This is a genomic window from Clostridium thermarum, assembly GCF_006351925.1.
GTDB classification, from domain to species: domain Bacteria; phylum Bacillota; class Clostridia; order Clostridiales; family Clostridiaceae; genus Clostridium_AU; species Clostridium_AU thermarum.
On sequence record NZ_CP040924.1, the window covers coordinates 3,155,126 to 3,175,585 of the forward strand.

Annotated in this window: 23 protein-coding genes; 1 reads left to right on the top strand and 22 read right to left on the bottom strand. The window is 37.1% G+C overall.

Features of this window, described 5'->3' with window-relative positions:
- Nucleotides 1-13: 13 nt before the first annotated feature.
- The 22 genes from atpD to FHY60_RS18050 all read right to left on the bottom strand — a co-directional run bounded on the left by atpD (nt 14) and on the right by FHY60_RS18050 (nt 19,895).
- Entirely contained in the window at nt 14-1,411 is a 1,398-nt protein-coding gene (gene atpD, locus FHY60_RS14405; protein ID WP_139905680.1) for a F0F1 ATP synthase subunit beta, read from the bottom strand.
- Between the two features lie 18 nt (nt 1,412-1,429).
- The gene (gene atpG, locus FHY60_RS14410) at nt 1,430-2,278 is read right to left on the bottom strand and encodes an ATP synthase F1 subunit gamma (protein ID WP_139905681.1); all 849 of its coding nucleotides are present in this window, start codon (nt 2,276-2,278) and stop codon (nt 1,430-1,432) included.
- Nucleotides 2,279-2,312: 34 nt separating this feature from the next.
- Nucleotides 2,313-3,827: a F0F1 ATP synthase subunit alpha gene (gene atpA, locus FHY60_RS14415; RefSeq protein WP_139905682.1), complete on the bottom strand. Its 1,515-nt coding sequence runs from the start codon at nt 3,825-3,827 to the stop codon at nt 2,313-2,315.
- Between the two features lie 16 nt (nt 3,828-3,843).
- A complete protein-coding gene (locus FHY60_RS14420) occupies nt 3,844-4,377 on the bottom strand; it encodes a F0F1 ATP synthase subunit delta (protein WP_139905683.1) in 534 nt (177 codons plus the stop codon).
- A 2-nt stretch (nt 4,378-4,379) separates the two neighbouring features.
- Nucleotides 4,380-4,865, bottom strand: coding sequence for a F0F1 ATP synthase subunit B (locus tag FHY60_RS14425; RefSeq protein WP_139905684.1), 486 nt, complete (start codon nt 4,863-4,865; stop codon nt 4,380-4,382).
- A gap of 46 nt (nt 4,866-4,911) precedes the next feature.
- Nucleotides 4,912-5,136, bottom strand: coding sequence for an ATP synthase F0 subunit C (gene atpE, locus FHY60_RS14430; protein WP_139905685.1), 225 nt, complete (start codon nt 5,134-5,136; stop codon nt 4,912-4,914).
- Between the two features lie 19 nt (nt 5,137-5,155).
- Nucleotides 5,156-5,839, bottom strand: a complete 684-nt coding sequence (locus tag FHY60_RS14435; RefSeq protein ID WP_139905686.1) for a F0F1 ATP synthase subunit A — start codon at nt 5,837-5,839, stop codon at nt 5,156-5,158.
- A gap of 4 nt (nt 5,840-5,843) precedes the next feature.
- Nucleotides 5,844-6,215, bottom strand: coding sequence for a hypothetical protein (locus tag FHY60_RS14440; protein ID WP_139905687.1), 372 nt, complete (start codon nt 6,213-6,215; stop codon nt 5,844-5,846).
- 559 nt (nt 6,216-6,774) lie between these two features.
- Complete coding sequence (locus FHY60_RS14445) at nt 6,775-7,953, bottom strand: acetyl-CoA C-acetyltransferase (RefSeq protein WP_139905688.1); 1,179 nt, start codon at nt 7,951-7,953, stop codon at nt 6,775-6,777.
- Between the two features lie 110 nt (nt 7,954-8,063).
- Nucleotides 8,064-9,212 carry a non-hydrolyzing UDP-N-acetylglucosamine 2-epimerase gene (wecB, locus tag FHY60_RS14450; RefSeq protein WP_139905689.1) on the bottom strand — a complete coding sequence of 383 codons (1,149 nt, stop codon included), beginning with the start codon at nt 9,210-9,212 and terminating at the stop codon, nt 8,064-8,066.
- Between the two features lie 19 nt (nt 9,213-9,231).
- A complete protein-coding gene (locus tag FHY60_RS14455) occupies nt 9,232-10,260 on the bottom strand; it encodes an MraY family glycosyltransferase (RefSeq protein ID WP_139905690.1) in 1,029 nt (342 codons plus the stop codon).
- 20 nt (nt 10,261-10,280) lie between these two features.
- Nucleotides 10,281-10,769: a dCMP deaminase family protein gene (locus FHY60_RS14460; protein WP_139905691.1), complete on the bottom strand. Its 489-nt coding sequence runs from the start codon at nt 10,767-10,769 to the stop codon at nt 10,281-10,283.
- A gap of 170 nt (nt 10,770-10,939) precedes the next feature.
- Nucleotides 10,940-11,569: a uracil phosphoribosyltransferase gene (gene upp, locus FHY60_RS14465; protein WP_139905692.1), complete on the bottom strand. Its 630-nt coding sequence runs from the start codon at nt 11,567-11,569 to the stop codon at nt 10,940-10,942.
- Nucleotides 11,566-12,036 (bottom strand): ribose 5-phosphate isomerase B, encoded by a 471-nt coding sequence (gene rpiB / locus FHY60_RS14470; protein WP_139905693.1) that lies wholly within the window; start codon nt 12,034-12,036, stop codon nt 11,566-11,568. Before rpiB ends, upp begins: the two co-directional genes overlap by 4 nt.
- 104 nt (nt 12,037-12,140) lie before the next feature.
- The gene (locus FHY60_RS14475) at nt 12,141-12,593 is read right to left on the bottom strand and encodes a low molecular weight protein arginine phosphatase (RefSeq protein ID WP_139905694.1); all 453 of its coding nucleotides are present in this window, start codon (nt 12,591-12,593) and stop codon (nt 12,141-12,143) included.
- 12 nt (nt 12,594-12,605) lie between these two features.
- A complete protein-coding gene (locus FHY60_RS14480) occupies nt 12,606-13,655 on the bottom strand; it encodes an L-threonylcarbamoyladenylate synthase (protein ID WP_139905695.1) in 1,050 nt (349 codons plus the stop codon).
- A gap of 36 nt (nt 13,656-13,691) precedes the next feature.
- Nucleotides 13,692-14,405, bottom strand: coding sequence for a ZIP family metal transporter (locus FHY60_RS14485; protein ID WP_139906470.1), 714 nt, complete (start codon nt 14,403-14,405; stop codon nt 13,692-13,694).
- A 107-nt stretch (nt 14,406-14,512) separates the two neighbouring features.
- Entirely contained in the window at nt 14,513-15,094 is a 582-nt protein-coding gene (locus FHY60_RS14490) for a hypothetical protein (protein WP_139905696.1), read from the bottom strand.
- A 25-nt stretch (nt 15,095-15,119) separates the two neighbouring features.
- Nucleotides 15,120-16,199, bottom strand: coding sequence for a peptide chain release factor 1 (prfA, locus tag FHY60_RS14495; protein ID WP_139905697.1), 1,080 nt, complete (start codon nt 16,197-16,199; stop codon nt 15,120-15,122).
- A 250-nt stretch (nt 16,200-16,449) separates the two neighbouring features.
- Entirely contained in the window at nt 16,450-18,267 is a 1,818-nt protein-coding gene (gene prmC / locus FHY60_RS14500; protein WP_243122158.1) for a peptide chain release factor N(5)-glutamine methyltransferase, read from the bottom strand.
- A gap of 337 nt (nt 18,268-18,604) precedes the next feature.
- Nucleotides 18,605-19,546, bottom strand: coding sequence for a ComEC/Rec2 family competence protein (locus FHY60_RS14505; RefSeq protein ID WP_243122159.1), 942 nt, complete (start codon nt 19,544-19,546; stop codon nt 18,605-18,607).
- Nucleotides 19,547-19,724: 178 nt separating this feature from the next.
- Nucleotides 19,725-19,895 carry a hypothetical protein gene (locus FHY60_RS18050; protein WP_163215770.1) on the bottom strand — a complete coding sequence of 57 codons (171 nt, stop codon included), beginning with the start codon at nt 19,893-19,895 and terminating at the stop codon, nt 19,725-19,727.
- A 330-nt stretch (nt 19,896-20,225) separates the two neighbouring features.
- Here FHY60_RS18050 and rpmE point away from each other — a divergent pair, with 330 nt between their 5' ends.
- Nucleotides 20,226-20,441, top strand: a complete 216-nt coding sequence (gene rpmE, locus FHY60_RS14510) for a 50S ribosomal protein L31 (RefSeq protein ID WP_139905698.1) — start codon at nt 20,226-20,228, stop codon at nt 20,439-20,441.
- Nucleotides 20,442-20,460: the final 19 nt, after the last annotated feature.

The window sequence follows — 20,460 nt, forward strand, 5'->3', positions numbered from 1 at the left end:
TTTCCTCACCCCTTTAATCCTCTAGCATTGCCTTTGCTTTTTCTCTTGCCTCCTCTATAGTTCCTACAAAGAGAAAAGCTGATTCCGGCATATCATCGCAACGTCCTTCTAAAATTTCTTTAAAACCTCTTACGGTGTCTTTTACAGATACATACTTACCCTTTAAGCCTGTAAACTGCTCTCCAACAGTAAAGGGTTGAGATAAGAATCTTTGTATTCTTCTTGCTCTTGCAACTAATATCTTATCTTCATCAGATAATTCGTCAATTCCTAATATGGCTATTATGTCCTGCAGTTCTTTATATCTTTCCAAAATGTGTTTTACCTTTGTAGCTACCTCATAGTGTTCTTCCCCAACAACTCGCGGGTCCAAAATTCTTGAAGTAGACTCCAAGGGATCTACTGCAGGATATATTCCAAGCTCTACTATAGACCTTGATAGTACCGTAGTAGCATCCAGGTGGGCAAAGGTTGTTGCCGGTGCAGGATCTGTTAAATCGTCTGCCGGAACATATACAGCCTGAACAGAGGTAATAGATCCATGTTTTGTGGAAGTAATTCTCTCCTGAAGCGCTCCCATTTCCGTAGCCAAGGTTGGCTGATAACCAACAGCACTAGGAATTCTACCTAATAATGCTGAAACCTCTGAGCCAGCTTGAGTAAATCTAAAAATATTATCGATAAATAGCAGTACATCCTGCCCCTTATCTCTGAAATATTCCGCCATAGTCAAACCGGTTAGGGCAACCCTCATTCTTGCGCCCGGTGGTTCATTCATTTGACCGAATACCAAGGCCGTCTTGTTAACTACACCGGATTCCTTCATTTCATAGAAGAGGTCATTTCCTTCTCTTGTTCTTTCGCCAACTCCCGTAAATACGGAAATACCTCCGTGTTGTTTAGCTATATTATTAATTAATTCTTGAATAAGTACTGTCTTACCTACCCCGGCACCGCCAAAGAGTCCTATCTTTCCACCCTTTTGATATGGAGCCAGTAAATCAATAACCTTTATACCTGTTTCAAACATCTCCGGTTCTACGGATTGTTCTTCAAAGCTTGGTGCCGGACGATGTATTGGATACGTTGCATGAGCGCTTATTTCCGGTCCTCTATCAATAGGCTTGCCTAATACGTTAAATAGCCTTCCCAAGACCTCATCTCCTACAGGTATTGAAATAGGCTTACCGGTATCAATAACATCCATCCCTCTCTTCAAACCTTCTGTAGGCTCCATAGCAATCGCTCTTACAATGTCATCTCCAATATGCTGTTCAACTTCTGCCAGCAAATATTTGCCTCCAAAATTTATTTTTAATGCATTCAAAATGTTTGGAAGACTATCCGAACTAAATTTTATATCGATAACCGGTCCTATGACCTGTACTATCTTTCCTACATTACAGGACATACTCAACCTCCTTAATCTTTACTTTTGAGCCTCGGCTCCACCGACAATTTCAGATATTTCCTGGGTAATAGAACTTTGTCTGATTCTGTTATACTTTAATGTCAATTTATTTAGTATATCATTTGCATTTTTTGTTGCTCCGTCCATAGCATTCATTCTAGAAGCATGTTCGCTGGATTTTGCACTTGTCAAACAGAAGTATATCTGCTGCCTGATATATTTCTCTACCAGATAGTCAAAGCATTCTTCTGCTGAAGGCTCAAAGACCATTTCTTGTGTATAAGCAATATCCTCTTCAGTCTTTATCGGCAGTAACTTTTCTATTTCCGGCTCCATTTTAACGGAAGATATAAACTTTGTATATATAATATATACTTCAGTTACTTCCCTTCTTTTATAAAGTTCAATTATATGATCTGAAATAGTATTTGCTTCTTTAATAGTTGGAATATCCGGTACTTCTACATACTCTGCAGCAGTTTCATATTTCAACCTTTTAAAGTGACTTCTCCCCTTTTGTCCTATAACCAATATCAATGAATTATCCTTGTCATTTCTAGTGAGCTCAACGGCCTTATTTACAATTGCCACATTGTATCCGCCGCAGAGACCGCTTTCAGATGTGATAACTGCATATAATTTCTTACCACGCTCCTCGGAAGTATATATACTCTTTCCTTGAGAATTTTTCAGTATTTCATCAAAAATGTTCAAAAATTTACTGTTATATGCCTGAGCCTTTGTAAGGGAGGTTCGTGACTTCCTTAGTTTAGCAGTAGCTACAAGACTCATAGCCTTTGTTATTTTTCGCGTGTTTATAACAGATTTCATTCTTCGTTTAATAGCAATAAGCCCTGCACCCGCCATACTTCACCTCCTGAAGAAATTAGTGGTCTATCTATTATTGCTGAGACAAAAATATTTTCCTGAATTCTTCAATGGCCAGCTTTAACTCAGCCTCAGCTTCTTCTGAAAGCTTTCCTGTCTCTGCAATACTTGAAGCAACTGATCTGTGATGAGTATCCATATACTCTAAAAATTGCTTTTCAAACTCTCTGATACTTGAGACTTTAATTTCTGCTAGGTAGTTATTTATCGCGGCATACAGAATTAATATCTGTTTCTCTACCGGCATAGGCTTATATTGGTCCTGTTTTAGAACTTCTACTAACCGCTTACCCTTTTCCAATCTCTTTCTGGTTTCCTTATCCAAGTCCGATCCAAACTGAGCAAAGGCTGCTAGTTCCCTGTATTGAGCCAGCTCAATTCTTAAGGTTCCGGAAAGCTTTCTCATGGCATGGATCTGAGCACTGCCTCCAACTCTGGATACAGAAATACCTGCATTTACAGCCGGTCTTTGTCCAGCGTAGAACAGTTCAGATTCCAGGAAGATCTGTCCATCTGTTATGGATATTACGTTTGTTGGTATATATGCCGTTATGTCACCGGCTAAGGTTTCAATTATAGGCAGTGCAGTTAATGACCCACCGCCAAGCTCAGCTGAAAGCTTCGCTGCTCTTTCAAGCAATCTGGAGTGTATATAGAATACATCTCCCGGATAGGCTTCTCTTCCAGGTGGTCTTCTTAAAAGTAAGGACATGGTTCTGTAAGCAACAGCATGCTTAGATAAGTCATCATAAACTATTAAAACATCCTTACCTTGGTGCATAAAATATTCTCCCATGCTGCATCCGGCATAGGGTGCGATGAACTGTAGAGGTGCAGATTCTGATGCTGTAGCTGAAACTACAATAGTATAATCCATAGCTCCCATCTCTGTTAAGGTATTAACAATGTGAGCTACTGTAGATTGTTTTTGTCCTATGGCAACATAAATACAGATAATACCCTTGCCCTTTTGATTAAGAATTGTATCCAATACTATAGCCGTCTTACCTGTTTGTCTGTCACCTATTATTAGTTCTCTTTGACCTTTTCCTATAGGAATCATTGAATCTATAGCTTTTATACCTGTTTGAAGCGGCTGCTTAACAGATTGTCTATCAATAACGCCGGGTGCCTCAGTTTCAATAGGTCTTGTGGCAGTGGTATTGATAGGTCCTTTACCATCGATGGGTAATCCAAGTGAGTTCACCACTCTACCCAATAGGGCTTCTCCAACAGGCACCTCAACTACCTTTCTCATCCTAGTTACAACATCGCCTTCTCTAATGCCTTCTTCTTGACCTAAGAGGACGCATCCAACGTTATCCTGCTCCAGGTTTAGAGCCATCCCGTATACACCGTTAGGAAATTTCAGAAGCTCTCCTTCCATGCAGTCCTCCAGGCCGTAAACTCTGGCAATACCGTCTCCTATCTGTATAATAGTACCGGAATCCACTGTTTCAATCCTATTTTCATATTTCTCAATTTCATTTTTTATTATAGAGGTAATCTCCTCCGGTTTAATTATCATTAAATCACCTCTGCTCCTATTTAAGCATTACTTCCTTTAATTTTTCTATTTTTGACTTTATAGTTCCATCTATGACATCATCGCCAATTCTTACATAAACACCGCCAATAATAGAAGGATCTATATCTTCCTTTATAATAACCTTCTTATTATACTTCTCCTCTAATACCTCGAGGAGTTTTTTCCTTTGCATCTCATCTAAAGGTATCACTGTCTTTACCAATGCCATTAGAGTATTATTGTACTCCAAATGGATTTTCTCCATCTCATTCAGTTTTTCCCTAAGATACAGAATTCTATCTTTATCAAGAAGAATTAGAAGAAAGGATAAAATTTCATCATCCACTTTGCCTTTAAAACATTTTTTAATTGTCTCCTTCTTCTTTGATTTGCTTATCTCAGGATGTTTTAAAAGCCTCATCATATCTTCATTGCCATATATCAGTTCTACCAATTCTCTTAACTGAGCAAGGTAGCTTTCAGTCTTTCCTTGCTCTAAACCAACTCTATAAAGCGCAAGAGCATATCTCCTATCAAGATATTCATACATAGTCAGCTACCTGCCTTAGCAATAAATTCATCTATCAGTCTTTTGTGTGTAACTTCGCTGATAGTCTCTTCAAGGGCTTTTTCTGATAACATTACAGCCAGTTCTATAACCTGAGTTTTTATTTCCCCTTGCGCCTTTTCCTTTTCCCTCTCAGTCTCTCGTACTGCCCTTTCAACAATACGTTGAGCCTCAACTTGAGCATTACTTACAATTTCTGAGTAGAGTTTCTCAGCTTTGTTTTTATATTCCTCAACTAAAGCTTTTCCTTTAACTTTTGAATCCTTGAGATTGCTCTCTGATTCAACCATATATTGTTCTGCTTTTATCTTATTTTCTTCTGCAGACTTGAGTTTAGTCTCAATCTCAGTTCTTCTTGCAGAAAGAGTCTCGTTTATAGGCTTGAATAAAAAACGCCTTAAAACAAAATATAAAATGAAAAAGTTGATTATAGTTATAACACTAATCGGAATCTCAATATTCAAATCCATATTATCCAAGCCTCCTCTTTAAATAATATAACTTGGATAAGAATAATCAGATCTTGCCTGATAATATAACCGCTACTAGGAAACAAAGTATAGCTGTAAGTTCTGAGAATGCAGCACCTACTACCAGCATACTTGTTATCTTTCCGCTTGCTTCCGGCTGCCTTGCTACTCCTTCAACAGCCTTTGATGCTACTTTGGCAGTTCCAAAAGCACCTCCTATACAACCTAATGCAGCTAAAGCTGCTGCTATTGCTATTAATGCTCTATCCATTATTTTTTCCTCCTTTAAATTAATGTTCTACAGCTAATTTTATATTAATCATTGTTAACATGATAAATATAAGCATTTGTATAAATCCATCAAACAAATCAAAATAGAAATGGAAAGGAACCGGCAATCCTATACTAAGTAGTGGATTTATTCCTCCTAAACCTTCATAGGCTATGCCCATTATAACCGCTCCTGCGGCTATATTACCGAAAAGTCTAAGTCCTAGGGACACCGGAAGTATCAGTCTTTCTATTATGTTCATAGGTAGAATAACAGGAATCGGATTTAGGTATCCTTTAAAGTAGTGCCCTAATCCCACTTTATATATTGCATATCCTTGTACTACAAAGAAAATAGCAGCCCCCATACCTAAGGTAACACTTAACTCTTCGGTAGGTGCCGGTATTCCAAGAACAGGTATAACATTCATACAAAGTAAGTACAAAATAAGAGTTCCAATAAACGGAACAAACCCAATATTTTCTTCTCCCATATTTTCTTTAACAAGACCTTCTACTACCTCATAAAACCACTCCAGAGCACTTTGCTTTTTATCCGGTATTCTTTTCAAATTTCTTGTTAATATTATTGAAAGAACGGCTAATACTAAAATAATAGCCCACTGGATTATTATGCTGGTATTGATGGGAATTTCTATGCCGAATATATGAAAAATGAATAATGGCAATTTTTCGTGTTCCAACTTATCACTTCCCTTCCCTGGCAAAAAGAACTTTTACCGAAATTATAAATAAACTGGCAAAATGCAGACAGTAACCAAGCAGAAACAAAAGTCCACTATATATATTATTAGTAAAAAGCTTAAAAGCTATTAGTGCAGTTAATATTGATCGCAGCAAAAACCCCAATATGTATAATATAAATGTTCTACCGCAATCTTTTATTAACTTATTAGTTTGGATGTTGTTCAATGTAAAATTGACGAAAGCTGTGACAATTCCTGCAAATATAATATAAAGGTATTTACCGGTAAGCAGTTGTATTATAACACCTGTAAAACTTCCAATAATTAAATCCCACTTAAGGACTTTGTAGAGGGTGTTGTTGAGCTTATCCACGTTTTTGATTACCTCCGCTGTTACAATGATATGATTATATATCTAGAAAATCAAAGTTAAAAAGCCTAATTTTCTGCTAATATCTTCATATTTCTATGAATTTAGATATTTTACTGCAACTTTGCCATGATTGCTTACACTATCCTTTAATAAGTACAGAATACTCTAATTTGTAACTTTGTAATTTCAAAGCGTCATTTAATTGAATATTATGAATCATCTTTGTTATAGAACATTTTTTGATGATACCCTTTTCAAAAATATTTTTATTAATTTTAGTAAATTTAAATTTAAAATCAAAACGATTACCTACTGACGAATGCGTAATTCATATACCTTGTTTCAAACTATATTTCAATTCATAAAATGCATGATTTAAAATCAATTTATTCACCTTTTTAGTAAATATTTTTAATAGAAAATATTTAAGCTGATTCTGTTAACTTTTAAAAAGCTAAATTTTTTAATCTCTGACTCTTTATGTATTTTTCTTTCAGACAATAAAAAAAGACCTAAATTGAAAGTTCTTTTAATTTAGGTCTCATAAACTTTATATTATTTATCTTTCCACCACCAGAGCAGTTCCAAGGCCTCCACCTATGCATAGAGTAGCAAGACCCTTCTTGGCCTCTCTCTTCTCCATTTCATGAAGGAGTGTTACCAGAATTCTTGCACCGGAAGCTCCAATTGGATGTCCAAGTGCAATAGCACCACCATTTACGTTAACCTTATCCATGTCGAATTTCAAGTCCTTAGCAACTGCTAAACTTTGAGCTGCAAAAGCTTCGTTTGCTTCTATTAAATCAAGGTCTTCTACAGTAAGATTTGCTGCTGCTAAAGCTGCTTGGGTAGCTGCAACCGGTCCATAACCCATTATTGCAGGATCTAAGCCTCTTGAACCGTAGGATACTATTTTAGCCATTGGCTTAATTCCTAACTGCGCTGCTTTTTCTGCACTCATTACCACAACAGCAGCAGCCCCATCGTTAATTCCGGAAGCATTTCCTGCTGTAACTGTTCCATCCTTCTTAAAGGCAGGTCTTAGTTTAGCTAATTTTTCAGCAGTTGTTCCCGGCTTCACATATTCATCTGTATCAAATACTATTGGATCTCCTTTTTTCTGTGGTATTACAACAGGAACTATTTCATCTTTGAATTTTCCTTCAGCTATTGCTTTTTCAGCCTTTGCCTGAGATGCTGCAGCAAATGCATCCTGTTCTTCTCTTGTCAAGTTCCACTTCTCAGCTATATTTTCAGCAGTTATTCCCATATGATAATTGTTAAAAGCATCCCAAAGTCCGTCATTAATCATTACGTCAGTCATAGCACCATTGCCCATTCTTTGTCCCCATCTTGCGGAATCCAATACATAAGGAGCTCTGGACATGTTCTCCATACCACCGGCAACTACTATATCTGCATCTCCTGCTTTGATGAGCTGAGCTGCAAGACTTACTGCTCTTAGTCCTGAGCCGCATACTTTGTTAATTGTCATAGCAGATACTTCAACAGGAAGGCCTGCCTTTATCATAGCTTGTCTAGCAGGATTCTGGCCAAGTCCAGCTTGTAGAACATTACCCATTATTACTTCATTGACCATTTCAGGTTTTATACCCGCTCTATTAACTGCTTCCTTTATTACTAAGGCACCTAAGTCCACAGCGGGTATATCCTTTAAGCTTCCACCAAAGGAACCTATCGCAGTTCTAACCGCACTAACTATAACTACTTCTCTCATAGTGAACCTCCTATTTTATGTAATAATTAATCTTTTTATATTCTATAGATTAATTATATCCATAAAAATTCGGTTAAGCAATATAATTTTGTTAAAAATTAAACAATCTTTTAGTAATCAAACACCTCCACTTTACCCTTTCCTCTATTGAAGTATTTTAGTATTGCATCACATATTCTAATTGACGCTTTTCCATCACCATAGGGATTTACTGCTCTACTCATGGCATCATAGGTACCCCTATTATTAATGAGTTCCATTGCAGCAGTATATATTTCATCAATTTGTGTACCAACCAATTTTACGGTGCCGGCTTCAACCGCTTCCGGTCTCTCTGTAACATCTCTCAAAACCAGTACAGGTCTTCCTAGGTGAGGAGCTTCTTCCTGAAGTCCACCGGAATCCGTCATAACTAAATAGCATTTATTCATTAGATTATGGGTTTCTTTTGTATCCAAAGGCGGAAGCAGATGAATTCTTTCTTTATTACCCAGCTCTCTATAAACTACATCCTTCACCACCGGATTCAAATGTACTAAATATACCACTTCTGCTTCGCTGTTTTTTTCAACGATTTTATTAATAGCTGTGCAAATATTTTCAATTCCTTCTCCCCAATTTTCTCTTCGGTGAGCGGTAACCATAATAACCTTTTTTGAGTAATCGATCTTGTTTAATATCTCATTCTCAAAGGTATAGTTCTCCTCAACAGTGTAGGCCAAGGCATCTATCACAGTGTTCCCGGTTATATAAATACTATCTTCATTCACCCCTTCTCTCAGAAGATTAGCTTTTGATCCCTTTGTGGGTGCAAAATGAAGGTCCGCCAGAGCTCCGCAGAGCTTTCTATTCATCTCTTCAGGGAAGGGAAAATATTTATCAAAGGTTCTAAGGCCCGCCTCTACATGACCAACCTTTATTTGCTTGTAGTAGGCAGCCAAGGCGCCAGCAAAAGTTGTAGTAGTATCACCGTGTACTAGTATCATATCAGGCTTTTCAAGGTCGAATACATCTTCCAGCCCTTCAAGAACCCTGGAGGTTATTCCAGTAAGACTCTGCCTTGTCTGCATAATATTCAAATCGAAGTCAGGGACAATATTGAATAAATTTAGGACCTGGTCTAACATTTCTCTATGTTGTGCGGTCACACAAACCCTTGACTGAATCTCTTCACGACTATTTAACTCCTTTACCAGGGGAGCCATTTTTATAGCTTCGGGCCTTGTTCCGAATATAGTCAGAACCTTTATTTTTTCCATTGTGAACATCTCCTTTAATCTATTCCCTATGTTTAAAGAAACCAAGCTTCCAGCATACCAATATTATTATGAATATTATAAATGTTAATAAATAATAGGCTACAGAAGAATCGATTTGTATAGAAACAATAGCGAGCATGCTCAGTACTATACTGATTACATACATTACCAGTACAGCCTGCTTTTGAGTAAGCCCCATATCCAACAGCCTATGATGCAAATGGCCTCTGTCTGCCTGCATTATAGGCTTGCCGTTAATCTTTCTTCTTACAATTGCAAACAAGGTGTCAAAAATAGGTATCCCAATAATAAATATGGGAACAATAATTGAAAAAATTGTAGCAGATTTTATTGCTCCTTCAATGGATATAGCAGCAAGCAAAAATCCTAAAAGCTGGGCTCCTGTATCCCCCAAAAATATGCTGGCAGGGTTAAAGTTATAGGGTAAAAACCCGGCTATAGCTCCGGATAAAATAGCCGTAAGATATGCCGCTCCTATTCTTTCCTTCATAATAGCAATTAAAAGTATTGTCAAGGTTGATATAAGGGCAATTCCCGCCGCCAAACCATCTAATCCATCTATTAAATTAAGGGCATTGGTTATACCTATGACCCATATTACTGTAAAAGGTATGGAGAGAAATCCAATATCTATATAGGGTACTAAACTTCCAAATGGATTTGTAATCATTTCTATTCTCAGCCCCATTATTATCAATACCATGGAGGCCATAAGCTGGAAGAGTAACTTTTGACAGGGCCTGAGCTCCCATTTATCATCCAATACTCCTCCTATAACAATTATTAGTCCCCCTAGAATAATTCCCCATTCAGCTCTGTTAATAACTCCAGCCTTAGCAACCACCAATATAATAAAGGGTATGTATATTGCTAAACCGCCTAAAAGAGGAATTGGTTTTTTATGAATCTTCCTTTTACCTCTGGGTATATCTAGTACGCCATATCTGTATGCAGCTTTTCTTATCAAAGGTGTTATAAAAAATGATGTGATTGCCGCTATAAAGCTTAATAAAAATAAATTATCCATTTCTACCTATCACTTTCTACTTAGTATGTTCCGTCACCCTCAAGTGAATCATCATTAATTATCCATTCTTCTATTTGTATTTCCCTATAACTATCCTTTGTATCTCTTATAATAATCTTCTCAATACCAGAATTTATAATCAACCTTTTACACATGGTGCATGAGTTTGCATGTTCTACCAAGTCACCGGTTTTAGCATCCTTACCAACAAGATATAGTGTAGCACCAATCATATCTCTTCTTGCAGCACTAATTATGGCATTTGCCTCAGAGTGCACCGACCTGCATAACTCATACTGTTTTCCTCTGGGGACATTCATCTGTTCTCTCCTGCAATAGCCAATATCGTTGCAGTTCTTTCTTCCACGTGGAGCTCCCGTATAACCCGTTGATATTATTTCATCATTTTTAACAATGATTGAACCATAGTTTCTCCTTAAACAAGTACCTCTTTCCAATACAGTTTCTGCAATATCTAAATAGTAGTTGTTCTTATCTCGTCTATCCATTGTTTCCACCCCATCCTATAGTCTGTTATTATTATAATGCATACCCTATGAAATTTAAACATGTTTAGCATTTAATCACGCAAAAAAAGCACCCTGTCAATATAAATTACGCAAAAGATAGGAAAAAGTCGCATAATTTACTCTAGGATGCCTATTTTATCTATTTAAAGCTATTTCGTGCCAAATAATCTGTCACCAGCATCTCCCAAGCCTGGCACTATATATCCCTTTTCATTTAACTTTTCATCAATGGCTGCAGTATATACATCTACGTCAGGATGTGCTTCTGTTACTGCCTTGATACCTTCTGGAGCAGCTATTAAGCATACAAGTCTTATATTTACCGCACCTCTCTTTTTAAGAAGAGTTATAGCATCAATTGCAGAACCGCCTGTTGCCAGCATTGGATCTACCACTATCACATCTCTCTCCTGAATATCCTGAGGAAGCTTGCAGAAGTATTCTACAGGCTGCAGAGTTTCTTCATCTCTATACAGGCCTATATGTCCAACTTTTGCAGCGGGAACCAATCTAAGCATACCATCAACCATTCCAAGTCCTGCTCTTAGTATTGGTACTATGGCAAGCTTCTTTCCTGACAGCATTTTACACTTTGTTACACAGATAGGAGTCTCTATTTCTACTTCCTCCATTTGTATGTCTCTGGTAACTTCATAAGCCATAAGCATTGCTACCTCTTCTACAAGTTCTCTGAAATCCTTGGAGCCCGTGTTCTTATCTCTTATAATTGCAAGCTTATGTTGTATTAGCGGATGTGCTATTTGTGTTACTTTACTCATTTTGTTTTCCCCCATTCATTATTTACTATATTTTTTTCCAGCTCAGTGATTTTGTCGATTCTTCTTTTATGTCTGTCTCCCTCGAATTTGGTCCTTAAGAAGGTATCTACTATGTCAATTGCTAATCCTGGACCAACAATTCTTTCTCCCATTGTCAATATATTGGCATCATTATGCTCTCTGGTAGCATGTGCACTGAAAGTATCATGGCATAAAGCCGCTCTTACACCTGGAATCTTATTAGCTGCTATACCTATGCCTATACCTGTACCACATATAAGTATGCCAAAATCATACTCTTTTGCAACAACAGCCTTTGCAACCGGCTCAGCATAGTCTGGATAATCACAGGAAGATTCATCATAGGCTCCAAAATCCTTATACTCTATCCCACTTTTCTTCAGATACTCAATGATATATGCCTTTAATCTAAAGCCTCCATGATCAGATGCTATGGCAATTTTCATCCTCTACACCTCCATATCATATATTAGTTTCACCAATATTATTCAGAAAATTATTAATTGATGAAACTATTTTTATATTGCAAAAAAGAAGATAGCAGTACTGTCTAAATACTGGTATCTTCTTTTAGCTTCAAAATCAATGATTCTAAATTTTTCCTTATGTCCTTATATGTATCATTATAAACAGATATATCGCCGCCGTAAGGGTCTGAAATTTCGCCCTCAACGCCGACATACTCATTTAATGCAAAAATCTTATTTTCATAATGCGGAAATAAGCCCACCAAATAGTTTTTTATGCTATAGGTCATAGTGAGTACTAAATCTGAAGACTCCATTATCTCCGGAGTCAGCTGAACAGCTTCTCTCTTTGAAATATCTAAGCCAGTATTGAATTGTACAACTGCCGCAGAATTTTTTGATGTTTGGCTTCCTTTTACTGCTGATATGCCTGCAGAAAAGGCTTTTACATTTTCTATATTATTTATGTGATTGAATATTGCTTCTGCCATGCAGCTTCTGCAGGTATTCCCTGCACATACGAATAATATATTCATGTTAACCTCCAATCAAAGTGTAGTAATATCAAATGAAGCGGCCTTATTGAGACGATTCATTACAGCTATTCCTATTCCCTTTTCTTCAAAAGCTTCAGATATAATAACATCAACGCCTTTGTCATCTAAAGTTCTTAAGGTTTCAAAAAGATTTTGGGCAATAGACTGAAGATTATCTCTGCTGCCTAAGGAAACTACTTCTCCAAGAGGATAGTATTTCTTAGTCTCCTCTGTTGCCATTATTCCAACCTTCATATTTCTATCTATATAATTTTGCACTATTTCGTTGATTTTTTCAATAGTTTTTTGTAAATCTCCCTTAATAATCTTAACAGGTGCTTTAGGGGCATAATGCCTATATTTCATCCCCGGAGCTTTGGGTTTTAAATTGTTGTCACTCTTCATCATAATGGCCGGATCTATATAAATATCAGGATCAATGTCTCTAAGCATCTCCAGGGTAATTCCACCTGGTCTTAGCACACAGGGGGGTGTTACTGTGCAATCTACCACTGTTGATTCCAATCCAACCTCACTTTTATCTCCACCGATTATGTAATCAACCTTTCCGCTTAGGTCTTCTATACATCTGGATACCTCCGTTGGGCTGGGCCTTCCGGAAATATTAGCTGAAGGTGCTGCTATAGGCAGTCCTGCCTTCTCAATAAGAGTGCGAGCTATTTTATTGCTTGGCATTCTAAGCCCTACACTATCCAACCCTGCAGTGGTAGTACTTGGTATTATATCCGCCTTTTTTAAAAGAATGGTCAGTGGCCCAGGCCAAAAGGTCTTTGCTAATTTTTCTGCAATAGGCGGAACTTCTTTTGCATAAGCGCTTAAATCAAAACGGGCAATATGTACAATCAATGGATTATCCTGCGGTCTGCCTTTGGCTTCAAATATCTTCTTAACTGCAGCCTCGTCCAAGGCATTGGCCCCAAGTCCGTAAACCGTTTCTGTGGGAAAGGCCACGAGCCCGCCTTTTCTTATTATATATCCTGCTTCTTCAAGAGCGTCCATATCCAATCCATCTTCATGCATAATAGTAATCTTTGTTTCCATTTGTTCCTCTTCCCCTCCTTTTGTAATTAAATCAATTTATATTACGTTAATCATTACTAGGCCTATTAAGACACCAAGCAGCACTCCCATGGTGCTGGTAATTCCATCCCAGACCTTGTTAGACTCCGGTAGCATTTCTCCGCAAACCACATAGAGCATAATTCCGGATGCGCTGGCGAGACAAGCACCTAGCACATTGGGTGAGACGCTTCCCGCAAAAATACCGATCCATGCACCTAGGGCTGTTGGCAGTGCCGTGATAAACACATAAAGCAGTATCTTTGAAACTTTAACCTTTGAGACCATAAGTGGTGCTGAAACCGCCATACCTTCTGGTATATCATGTACTGCAATAATGATACTCATCTTTAAGCCTAAGGTTTTACCGGCCACGAAGCCGCATCCCATTATTATGCCCTCCGGGAAATTATGTAGCATAAGGCCAAGAGCAGTCAAAAATGCCACTTTATAGTGAGAACTCATTTCATCTTTTGAAACCGGCATTAAATTATCTATAGTCATAACTATTAGTATACCTACTATGGCAAAAATTATGGTACCAGGAAAGCTCCAGCTTTCTATAGACTCCGGTATTAAGTCAAAAACCACTATAGCCAGCATAAGACCTCCGGCAAAACCAAGCAGACCACCAAGCAGACTTTTGGAAGGCCGCTTCAAAAATACTCCTATAGAGGCCCCAATCATAGTTCCAATTAAGGAAATTATGGCGGATAACAACACAATCGTCATCACATTACTCAAAATAATCACTCCATTTCCGTAAAGAAATCCAACATCATAACATTGTATTTACGGAAACCGGCAATTATAACCACAGTTGAATCTATTATATCACTTTAATCCTTCCATAACTTTATAGCTTCTATAGATTCTTCAGAATATTTTGCCCTAACACAGTTTTTAAATATGTCCATTATCAGTTTATATTTAATCCATCCGCCTTTATGAATTAATATATAATAGTATTGTTCTTCCGGATAAGCCATCTTTAATTTCTTATATTCATGAGAAACATAGGCATATTTTTTAAGAAATTCCTCATCTATAAGAAAAATGTTCTTGTTTCTGAATTTAGAGGTAGTCAGTAAAATTATATCAATTCCACCTTTTCCCTCGCTCTTTTCAGCATGGACAAATACAACCTTTTCACAGTTTATATTATACTTCTTCTTTTTCAAGCCTTCACTAATTTTTATTTTACCGTTAGCACACTGATAGCTTAAGCTTTCTGAATCCTTTCGAATGAACATGGCCAAAATTATCAGCGCTTCGATAATAATCAGATATACCAGAAAAAACAAGTTATATATTCCGGTAGTGTTCAATATGACAGGCAATGTAAAAAAAATAAAGCACATAGCAAGCATAAATCTCTTATAAGCTCGATTTTGCTTTCTTATGGCTTTATTAATATCCATGGGATTCACCTCAAATAATTAAAAATTAAATATCACTATTACCCATATTCTGCATTTTCTCAGCTTGATCCGTTGCAATGAGTGCGTCTATTATTTCATCCATGTCACCATTCATAAAGGAATCAAGCTTATACAAGGTTAAACCTATTCTATGATCTGTTACTCTTCCTTGTGGAAAGTTATAGGTTCTTATTCTTTCACTTCTGTCTCCGGAACCAACCTGACTCTTTCTGTCAGCAGCTATACTTGCAGCTCTCTCAGCCTCTGCTTTTTCGTAGAGTCTTGCCCTCAGAATTTTTAAAGCCTTTTCCTTATTCTTAAGCTGAGACTTTTCATCCTGACAGGTAACTACCATGCCTGTAGGCAGGTGTGTTATTCTAACGGCAGAGTCTGTAGTATTAACGCTCTGTCCACCATGACCTGAAGATCTATAAACGTCTATTCTTAAATCATTTGGATTTATTTCAATGTCTACATCATCAACTTCCGGAAGCACTGCTACTGTTGAAGCAGAAGTGTGTATTCTTCCGCTGGCTTCAGTATCTGGTACTCTTTGGACTCTGTGTACTCCACTTTCATATTTCAACCTGCTGTAAGCACCTGCTCCTCTTATCATGAATACAATTTCTTTAAAGCCACCAATGTCAGTTTCATTGCTGCTCATTATTTCAACTTTCCAGCGTCTAGCTTCTGCATATTTTGTATACATTCTAAACAAGTCCGCAGCAAAGAGAGCAGCTTCTTCTCCACCGGTACCTCCTCTGATTTCCACAAATACGTTCTTATCGTCATTAGGGTCCTTAGGAAGCAACATTATTTTAAGTTCGTTTTTCACTGCTTCTTCTTTCTCGTTAAGTTTTCTAATCTCTTCTTGAAGCATTTCTCTCATATCTTTATCTTCTTCTTCATTCAACATTTCTTTTGCAGTTTCAATGTCCTCAAGTACCTTCTTATATTCCCTGTACTTTGTAACCACAGCTTCCAAATCAGCATGCTCCTTACAAAGTCTCTGCCATTCCTTTTGATCTGCCATAACTGATGGGTCACTGATTTTTATGGACAATTCTTCATATTTATTTTCTATAAAATGCAGTCTTTCTAACATGCAGCGCTCAACTCCGTATTTATAATTTAGTTTTCAAAACTATACCAATTAGCTATTATAACATAAGACCTTATTGGGAAGCAACCAGCATTTCTTACTTTCCTCATATTTACATTTGTAATAGTAAAAAAGACCAAACAAAATAAATTATGCACTTAAAAAACAGAGGATATTGAAGGATTTTTTAAGAGGAGTACCTTCCTTAAACTTACTTCTTGTCTTATTTATAAATTTATTGCTTCGCAATTCTTTATAAAACTTCAGCGTCATTTAAAATATCTTTACACTTGAAAAAACCGATAACAACCCTGTCGTTCCCTGCCAGGTCTTTAATGCACTTCACATCCTCAAAGCCCTGTTCCTTCATTATGGCTTCTACCTCTTCCCTTTGGTCATAACCAATTTCATAGGCCAATAAGCCGCCATCCTTTAAGCATTTCAAAGCTTGTTCGGTGATTTTTCTGTAAAAGACCAGGCCATCTTCACCACCTGATAGGGCCAGATGAGGCTCGTATTTCTTTACATCCTCCATAAGCTCTTCTATGACCGCTTCTCTTATATAAGGAGGATTGGATACTATGACATCGTATTGATTTCCTTCACTGATAGCCTTATCCAAGAGGTCACTGCTGGTAAACCTCACTCTATCCTGCAGGGAATTGTTAACAATATTTTTTGTGTTCACTTCTTTAGCAATATCAGATATATCAACACATTCTACCTTTACATTATTGACCATTGAGGCAATGGCTATACCTATGGCACCACTTCCACTGCAGATATCACAGACTGTAGTGTATTCTCTGTTTTTTATCTCCTCCAGCACAGTCTCCACAAGAACTTCTGTATCCGGTCTGGGAATTAGGACTCCAGGCTTAATGTATAAGTTTATGCCCATGAATTCACATTCTTCTAAAATATACTTTACAGGCATTCTTTCCTTTCTCAATTGTATATATCCAAGAAATTTATCTGCTTTATCCTTATCTACAACTTCGTTTCTGTGAGTTATTATATACAATTTGTCTTTTTGCAAAACCTTGGCTAAAAGTAGCTGCGCATCCAGCACGTAGCTGTCTATATTCTCATTTTTTAGTATTTCATTGCCTCTATTTAACAGGTCTCCAATGGTAGACCCTCCCCTTGACAGTTTTACTTCTCTGGAATAGTCCAAATTTTCAGCGGCCTTTAATGCTACGATGGCCACTTCTAATTGGGAAAGATCCGGCTCTCTTGTAGTCAACTCCTGAAGTTTTAAGCCCGGATAGGCCATGACTTTAGAAAAACTCCCTTCACTATTTCCCATCCATCTTATAAGCTCATAGGAAATACCGGATACCAAAGGGAGAAGCAGTACCCTATAGGATATTTTCTGCCACATTGAATCAAACTCAACGACAGAAAACAGAGCTATGCTTACTATCATTACTAGGAACAGGAAGTTAGTTCCGCACCTGGGATGAAATCTTTCAAAAGTTGCTGCATTTTCTGGTGTAAGCTCCCTTTCATTTTCATAGCAGAAAATTGTTTTATGCTCTGCTCCGTGATATTGAAATACCCTATTGATATCGTCTATCTTCCCTACAAGAAAAATATAGCCTAAGAATATGGCTACTCGTAGTAGACCTTCAATTATATTTACTGTCAATCTATTCATGTATAATTTATACAATAAATTAGATAAAAAAGTCGGAAGTACAAAGAAAAGCAAAACAGAAAAACTTAAGGAAATCACCAGCGAAATACCTATTAAGATATCATTACTCTTTTCTCCAAAGACTTTATTAAACCAGGCATCAAATTTGGACTCTTCTCCCTCCTCTTCAAAGAAAGAAGCGGAATAGTTCAAGGTTTTTATCCCCACTATCAAAGACTCTATTAAAGATACTGCACCTCTTATCACAGGCAGGGATAATATTTTATTTCTTTTAGTATAGGGTGTTACCTTTTTTATATCAACCTCAATACTCCCATCCGCTAACCTAACAGCAGTGGCAATCCCCTTTTGTCCCCTCATCATTACCCCCTCAATAACAGCTTGACCACCTACCGATGTCTTCTTTGACATACATTAATCATCCTCTCTTATACTAAGAAACTATAAATCTCTAACTTCTATCTTGTAATTCGTAACCACTAACATATATTTATTATCTTTCATTATAACAGAAAATTATTATCCTTTAAACAAAAATCAAAAGGACAACAGCTTCACAGGTGATTCCTGATTTGAAACAGCTGTATTTGTTTTAGGTGATTCTGATGGAGCAGTTAAATTAATTGCCTGACATCCTAATATGCTAAATAAAAATAAAACTGTACATATTTTTACTAGCCAACTTTTCCACATATTGATTCTTCCCATATACATTCTCCTTAACTTCTGTATATCTGAAACTTCAGCTTTACTTGCTTACCCCTTTATAACTTCCGGGTTCAACATTAAAACTAATTTCTTCTCCATTTGATATAGCAACTATGGTCTTTTGTTCGTCTGTCCTAAAGACCTTAATTTCTTTAGCCTTAAGCTTATCCATGGTCTCCTGGGCAGGGTGACCATATTTATTGTCCCCACCTGCTGATATTACTGCATATGTAGGATTCACCTTATCCAGAAAGTCCTGACTGGTTGAAGTTTGGCTTCCATGGTGTCCAACCTTAAGGACTGTTGCAGATAAATCTCTTCCTGAGCTTACCATCTCATTTTCCGAGATCTTCTCTGCATCCCCGGCTAAGAGAAAACTTGTGCTACCAAATGTAATCTTCAAAACTATTGAATAATCATTGGAATCCTCATATTCACTGCTGTTAGGTGCCAAAACCGTAACTGACGCTTCCCCCAAGTTAAACTGCTCTCCTACTTTGGGTACTGTTAAGCTCAACCCCTTATCCTTTACCGACGTAACAAAGTCCTTATAGGTCTTAGTAGTTGCTGTCTGCTTTGGAAAATAAACCTTTCCCACTTTAAAAGAATTGATTATGGTATCCGCAGATCCTATATGATCTTCATCCTTATGGGTTCCTACAAAGTATTTAAGTTCTTTAACCCCCTGACTTGTGAGATAATCCTTAATTACATCGGCATCTCCGTTATTCCCGGCATCAACCAGCATAAATTTATCGCCTTGCTGAAGCAAGATTGAATCAGCCTGACCTACATCAATGAAGCTTACCTTTAATTCACCGCTAACCGGGCTGGTGTTACTACTTTCATTTTGAACTTCTTGCTCTACATCGATATTATTTACATTCAAATCTATGTCATTTAAGGCAGCATAGATAGCACCTATTGCCAAGATAACTGTGATAATTGCACTAAATAGTTTGTTATTCTTATTCTTCTTCAATATTTTTCCCCCTAAAAATTAATTATAACAAAAGGATCAGCCATTCAACCAATACTTAAAAGCATATTATGTAGTACTCTCAAAGACAAATGGTGAAAATTAACAAGAGACATACTACATAATCATAACATATTCATTTATATGAGGTAAAAGGAAAAATACTCTATATTCAGCCATATCACTGGCGGAGCACAGCTGCTTTCTTGTCAGTTTTCTTTGCTGCGGTAAGTGACTCATCAGAAATCATGGACTTATTGCTTGAAGTTTCATTAGTTCCCCTAATTCTCATACATCCGCTTAATGCTAAAACTATAGTTGTTATAATTGGCAATACTATATATTTTTTCATCTAAAATTCTCCTTAAATTCGTAGTATCTTCTTCATAATCCATTATTAAATATTTGGTTTTCTGCTATTCCCCAAACATCAAGTTTACATTGTCCAGCAATTTGAGTATAAATATAAAAGTAATTATAACAATTATTGCTCTCATCCCTTGACCTAGAATGCGACATGTGACTTGTGAGGTGCCTGCCACTTGACTTGTGAGGTGCCTGCCACTTCACAAGTCACATCACAAGGAGGCCACCTCCAAAAATATTAGTTGACCTACTTCAATCCTTATGCTATAATTTAGTGGTTAAAAAGTTGTGATGCAATCCGAAAGAGGTGAAAAAGATGAGAGAAGGCATACATCCAGAATACCACCATGATGCTGTGGTTAAGTGTGCATGTGGAAATACTTTTACAACTGGTTCTGTTAAAAAGGAACTAAAAGTAGATATATGCTCTAAATGCCACCCATTCTTCACTGGAAAACAAAAGATCATGGATATTGGTGGAAGAGTTGAGAAGTTCAACAAGAGATTCAATATCAAAGGCGACGAAAAATAACCATCAATTTGTGTTAGAT

What these genes read in the sequence shown, in the direction of transcription:
- atpE (WP_139905685.1), bottom strand. Translation starts at nt 5,136, where the DNA reads ATGGATAGAGCATTAATAGCAATAGCAGCAGCTTTAGCTGCATTAGGT.
- atpD (WP_139905680.1), bottom strand. Translation starts at nt 1,411, where the DNA reads ATGTCCTGTAATGTAGGAAAGATAGTACAGGTCATAGGACCGGTTATC.
- wecB (WP_139905689.1), bottom strand. Translation starts at nt 9,212, where the DNA reads ATGGAAAAAATAAAGGTTCTGACTATATTCGGAACAAGGCCCGAAGCT.
- FHY60_RS14485 (WP_139906470.1), bottom strand. Translation starts at nt 14,405, where the DNA reads ATGACGATTGTGTTGTTATCCGCCATAATTTCCTTAATTGGAACTATG.
- FHY60_RS18050 (WP_163215770.1), bottom strand. Translation starts at nt 19,895, where the DNA reads ATGAAAAAATATATAGTATTGCCAATTATAACAACTATAGTTTTAGCA.
- FHY60_RS14475 (WP_139905694.1), bottom strand. Translation starts at nt 12,593, where the DNA reads ATGAATATATTATTCGTATGTGCAGGGAATACCTGCAGAAGCTGCATG.
- FHY60_RS14425 (WP_139905684.1), bottom strand. Translation starts at nt 4,865, where the DNA reads ATGGATTTGAATATTGAGATTCCGATTAGTGTTATAACTATAATCAAC.
- FHY60_RS14420 (WP_139905683.1), bottom strand. Translation starts at nt 4,377, where the DNA reads ATGTATGAATATCTTGATAGGAGATATGCTCTTGCGCTTTATAGAGTT.
- upp (WP_139905692.1), bottom strand. Translation starts at nt 11,569, where the DNA reads ATGAGTAAAGTAACACAAATAGCACATCCGCTAATACAACATAAGCTT.
- FHY60_RS14460 (WP_139905691.1), bottom strand. Translation starts at nt 10,769, where the DNA reads ATGGATAGACGAGATAAGAACAACTACTATTTAGATATTGCAGAAACT.
- FHY60_RS14480 (WP_139905695.1), bottom strand. Translation starts at nt 13,655, where the DNA reads ATGGAAACAAAGATTACTATTATGCATGAAGATGGATTGGATATGGAC.
- prfA (WP_139905697.1), bottom strand. Translation starts at nt 16,199, where the DNA reads ATGTTAGAAAGACTGCATTTTATAGAAAATAAATATGAAGAATTGTCC.
- atpG (WP_139905681.1), bottom strand. Translation starts at nt 2,278, where the DNA reads ATGGCGGGTGCAGGGCTTATTGCTATTAAACGAAGAATGAAATCTGTT.
- rpiB (WP_139905693.1), bottom strand. Translation starts at nt 12,036, where the DNA reads ATGAAAATTGCCATAGCATCTGATCATGGAGGCTTTAGATTAAAGGCA.
- FHY60_RS14490 (WP_139905696.1), bottom strand. Translation starts at nt 15,094, where the DNA reads ATGGATATTAATAAAGCCATAAGAAAGCAAAATCGAGCTTATAAGAGA.
- atpA (WP_139905682.1), bottom strand. Translation starts at nt 3,827, where the DNA reads ATGATAATTAAACCGGAGGAGATTACCTCTATAATAAAAAATGAAATT.
- FHY60_RS14445 (WP_139905688.1), bottom strand. Translation starts at nt 7,953, where the DNA reads ATGAGAGAAGTAGTTATAGTTAGTGCGGTTAGAACTGCGATAGGTTCC.
- FHY60_RS14455 (WP_139905690.1), bottom strand. Translation starts at nt 10,260, where the DNA reads ATGGATAATTTATTTTTATTAAGCTTTATAGCGGCAATCACATCATTT.
- rpmE (WP_139905698.1), top strand. Translation starts at nt 20,226, where the DNA reads ATGAGAGAAGGCATACATCCAGAATACCACCATGATGCTGTGGTTAAG.
- prmC (WP_243122158.1), bottom strand. Translation starts at nt 18,267, where the DNA reads ATGTCAAAGAAGACATCGGTAGGTGGTCAAGCTGTTATTGAGGGGGTA.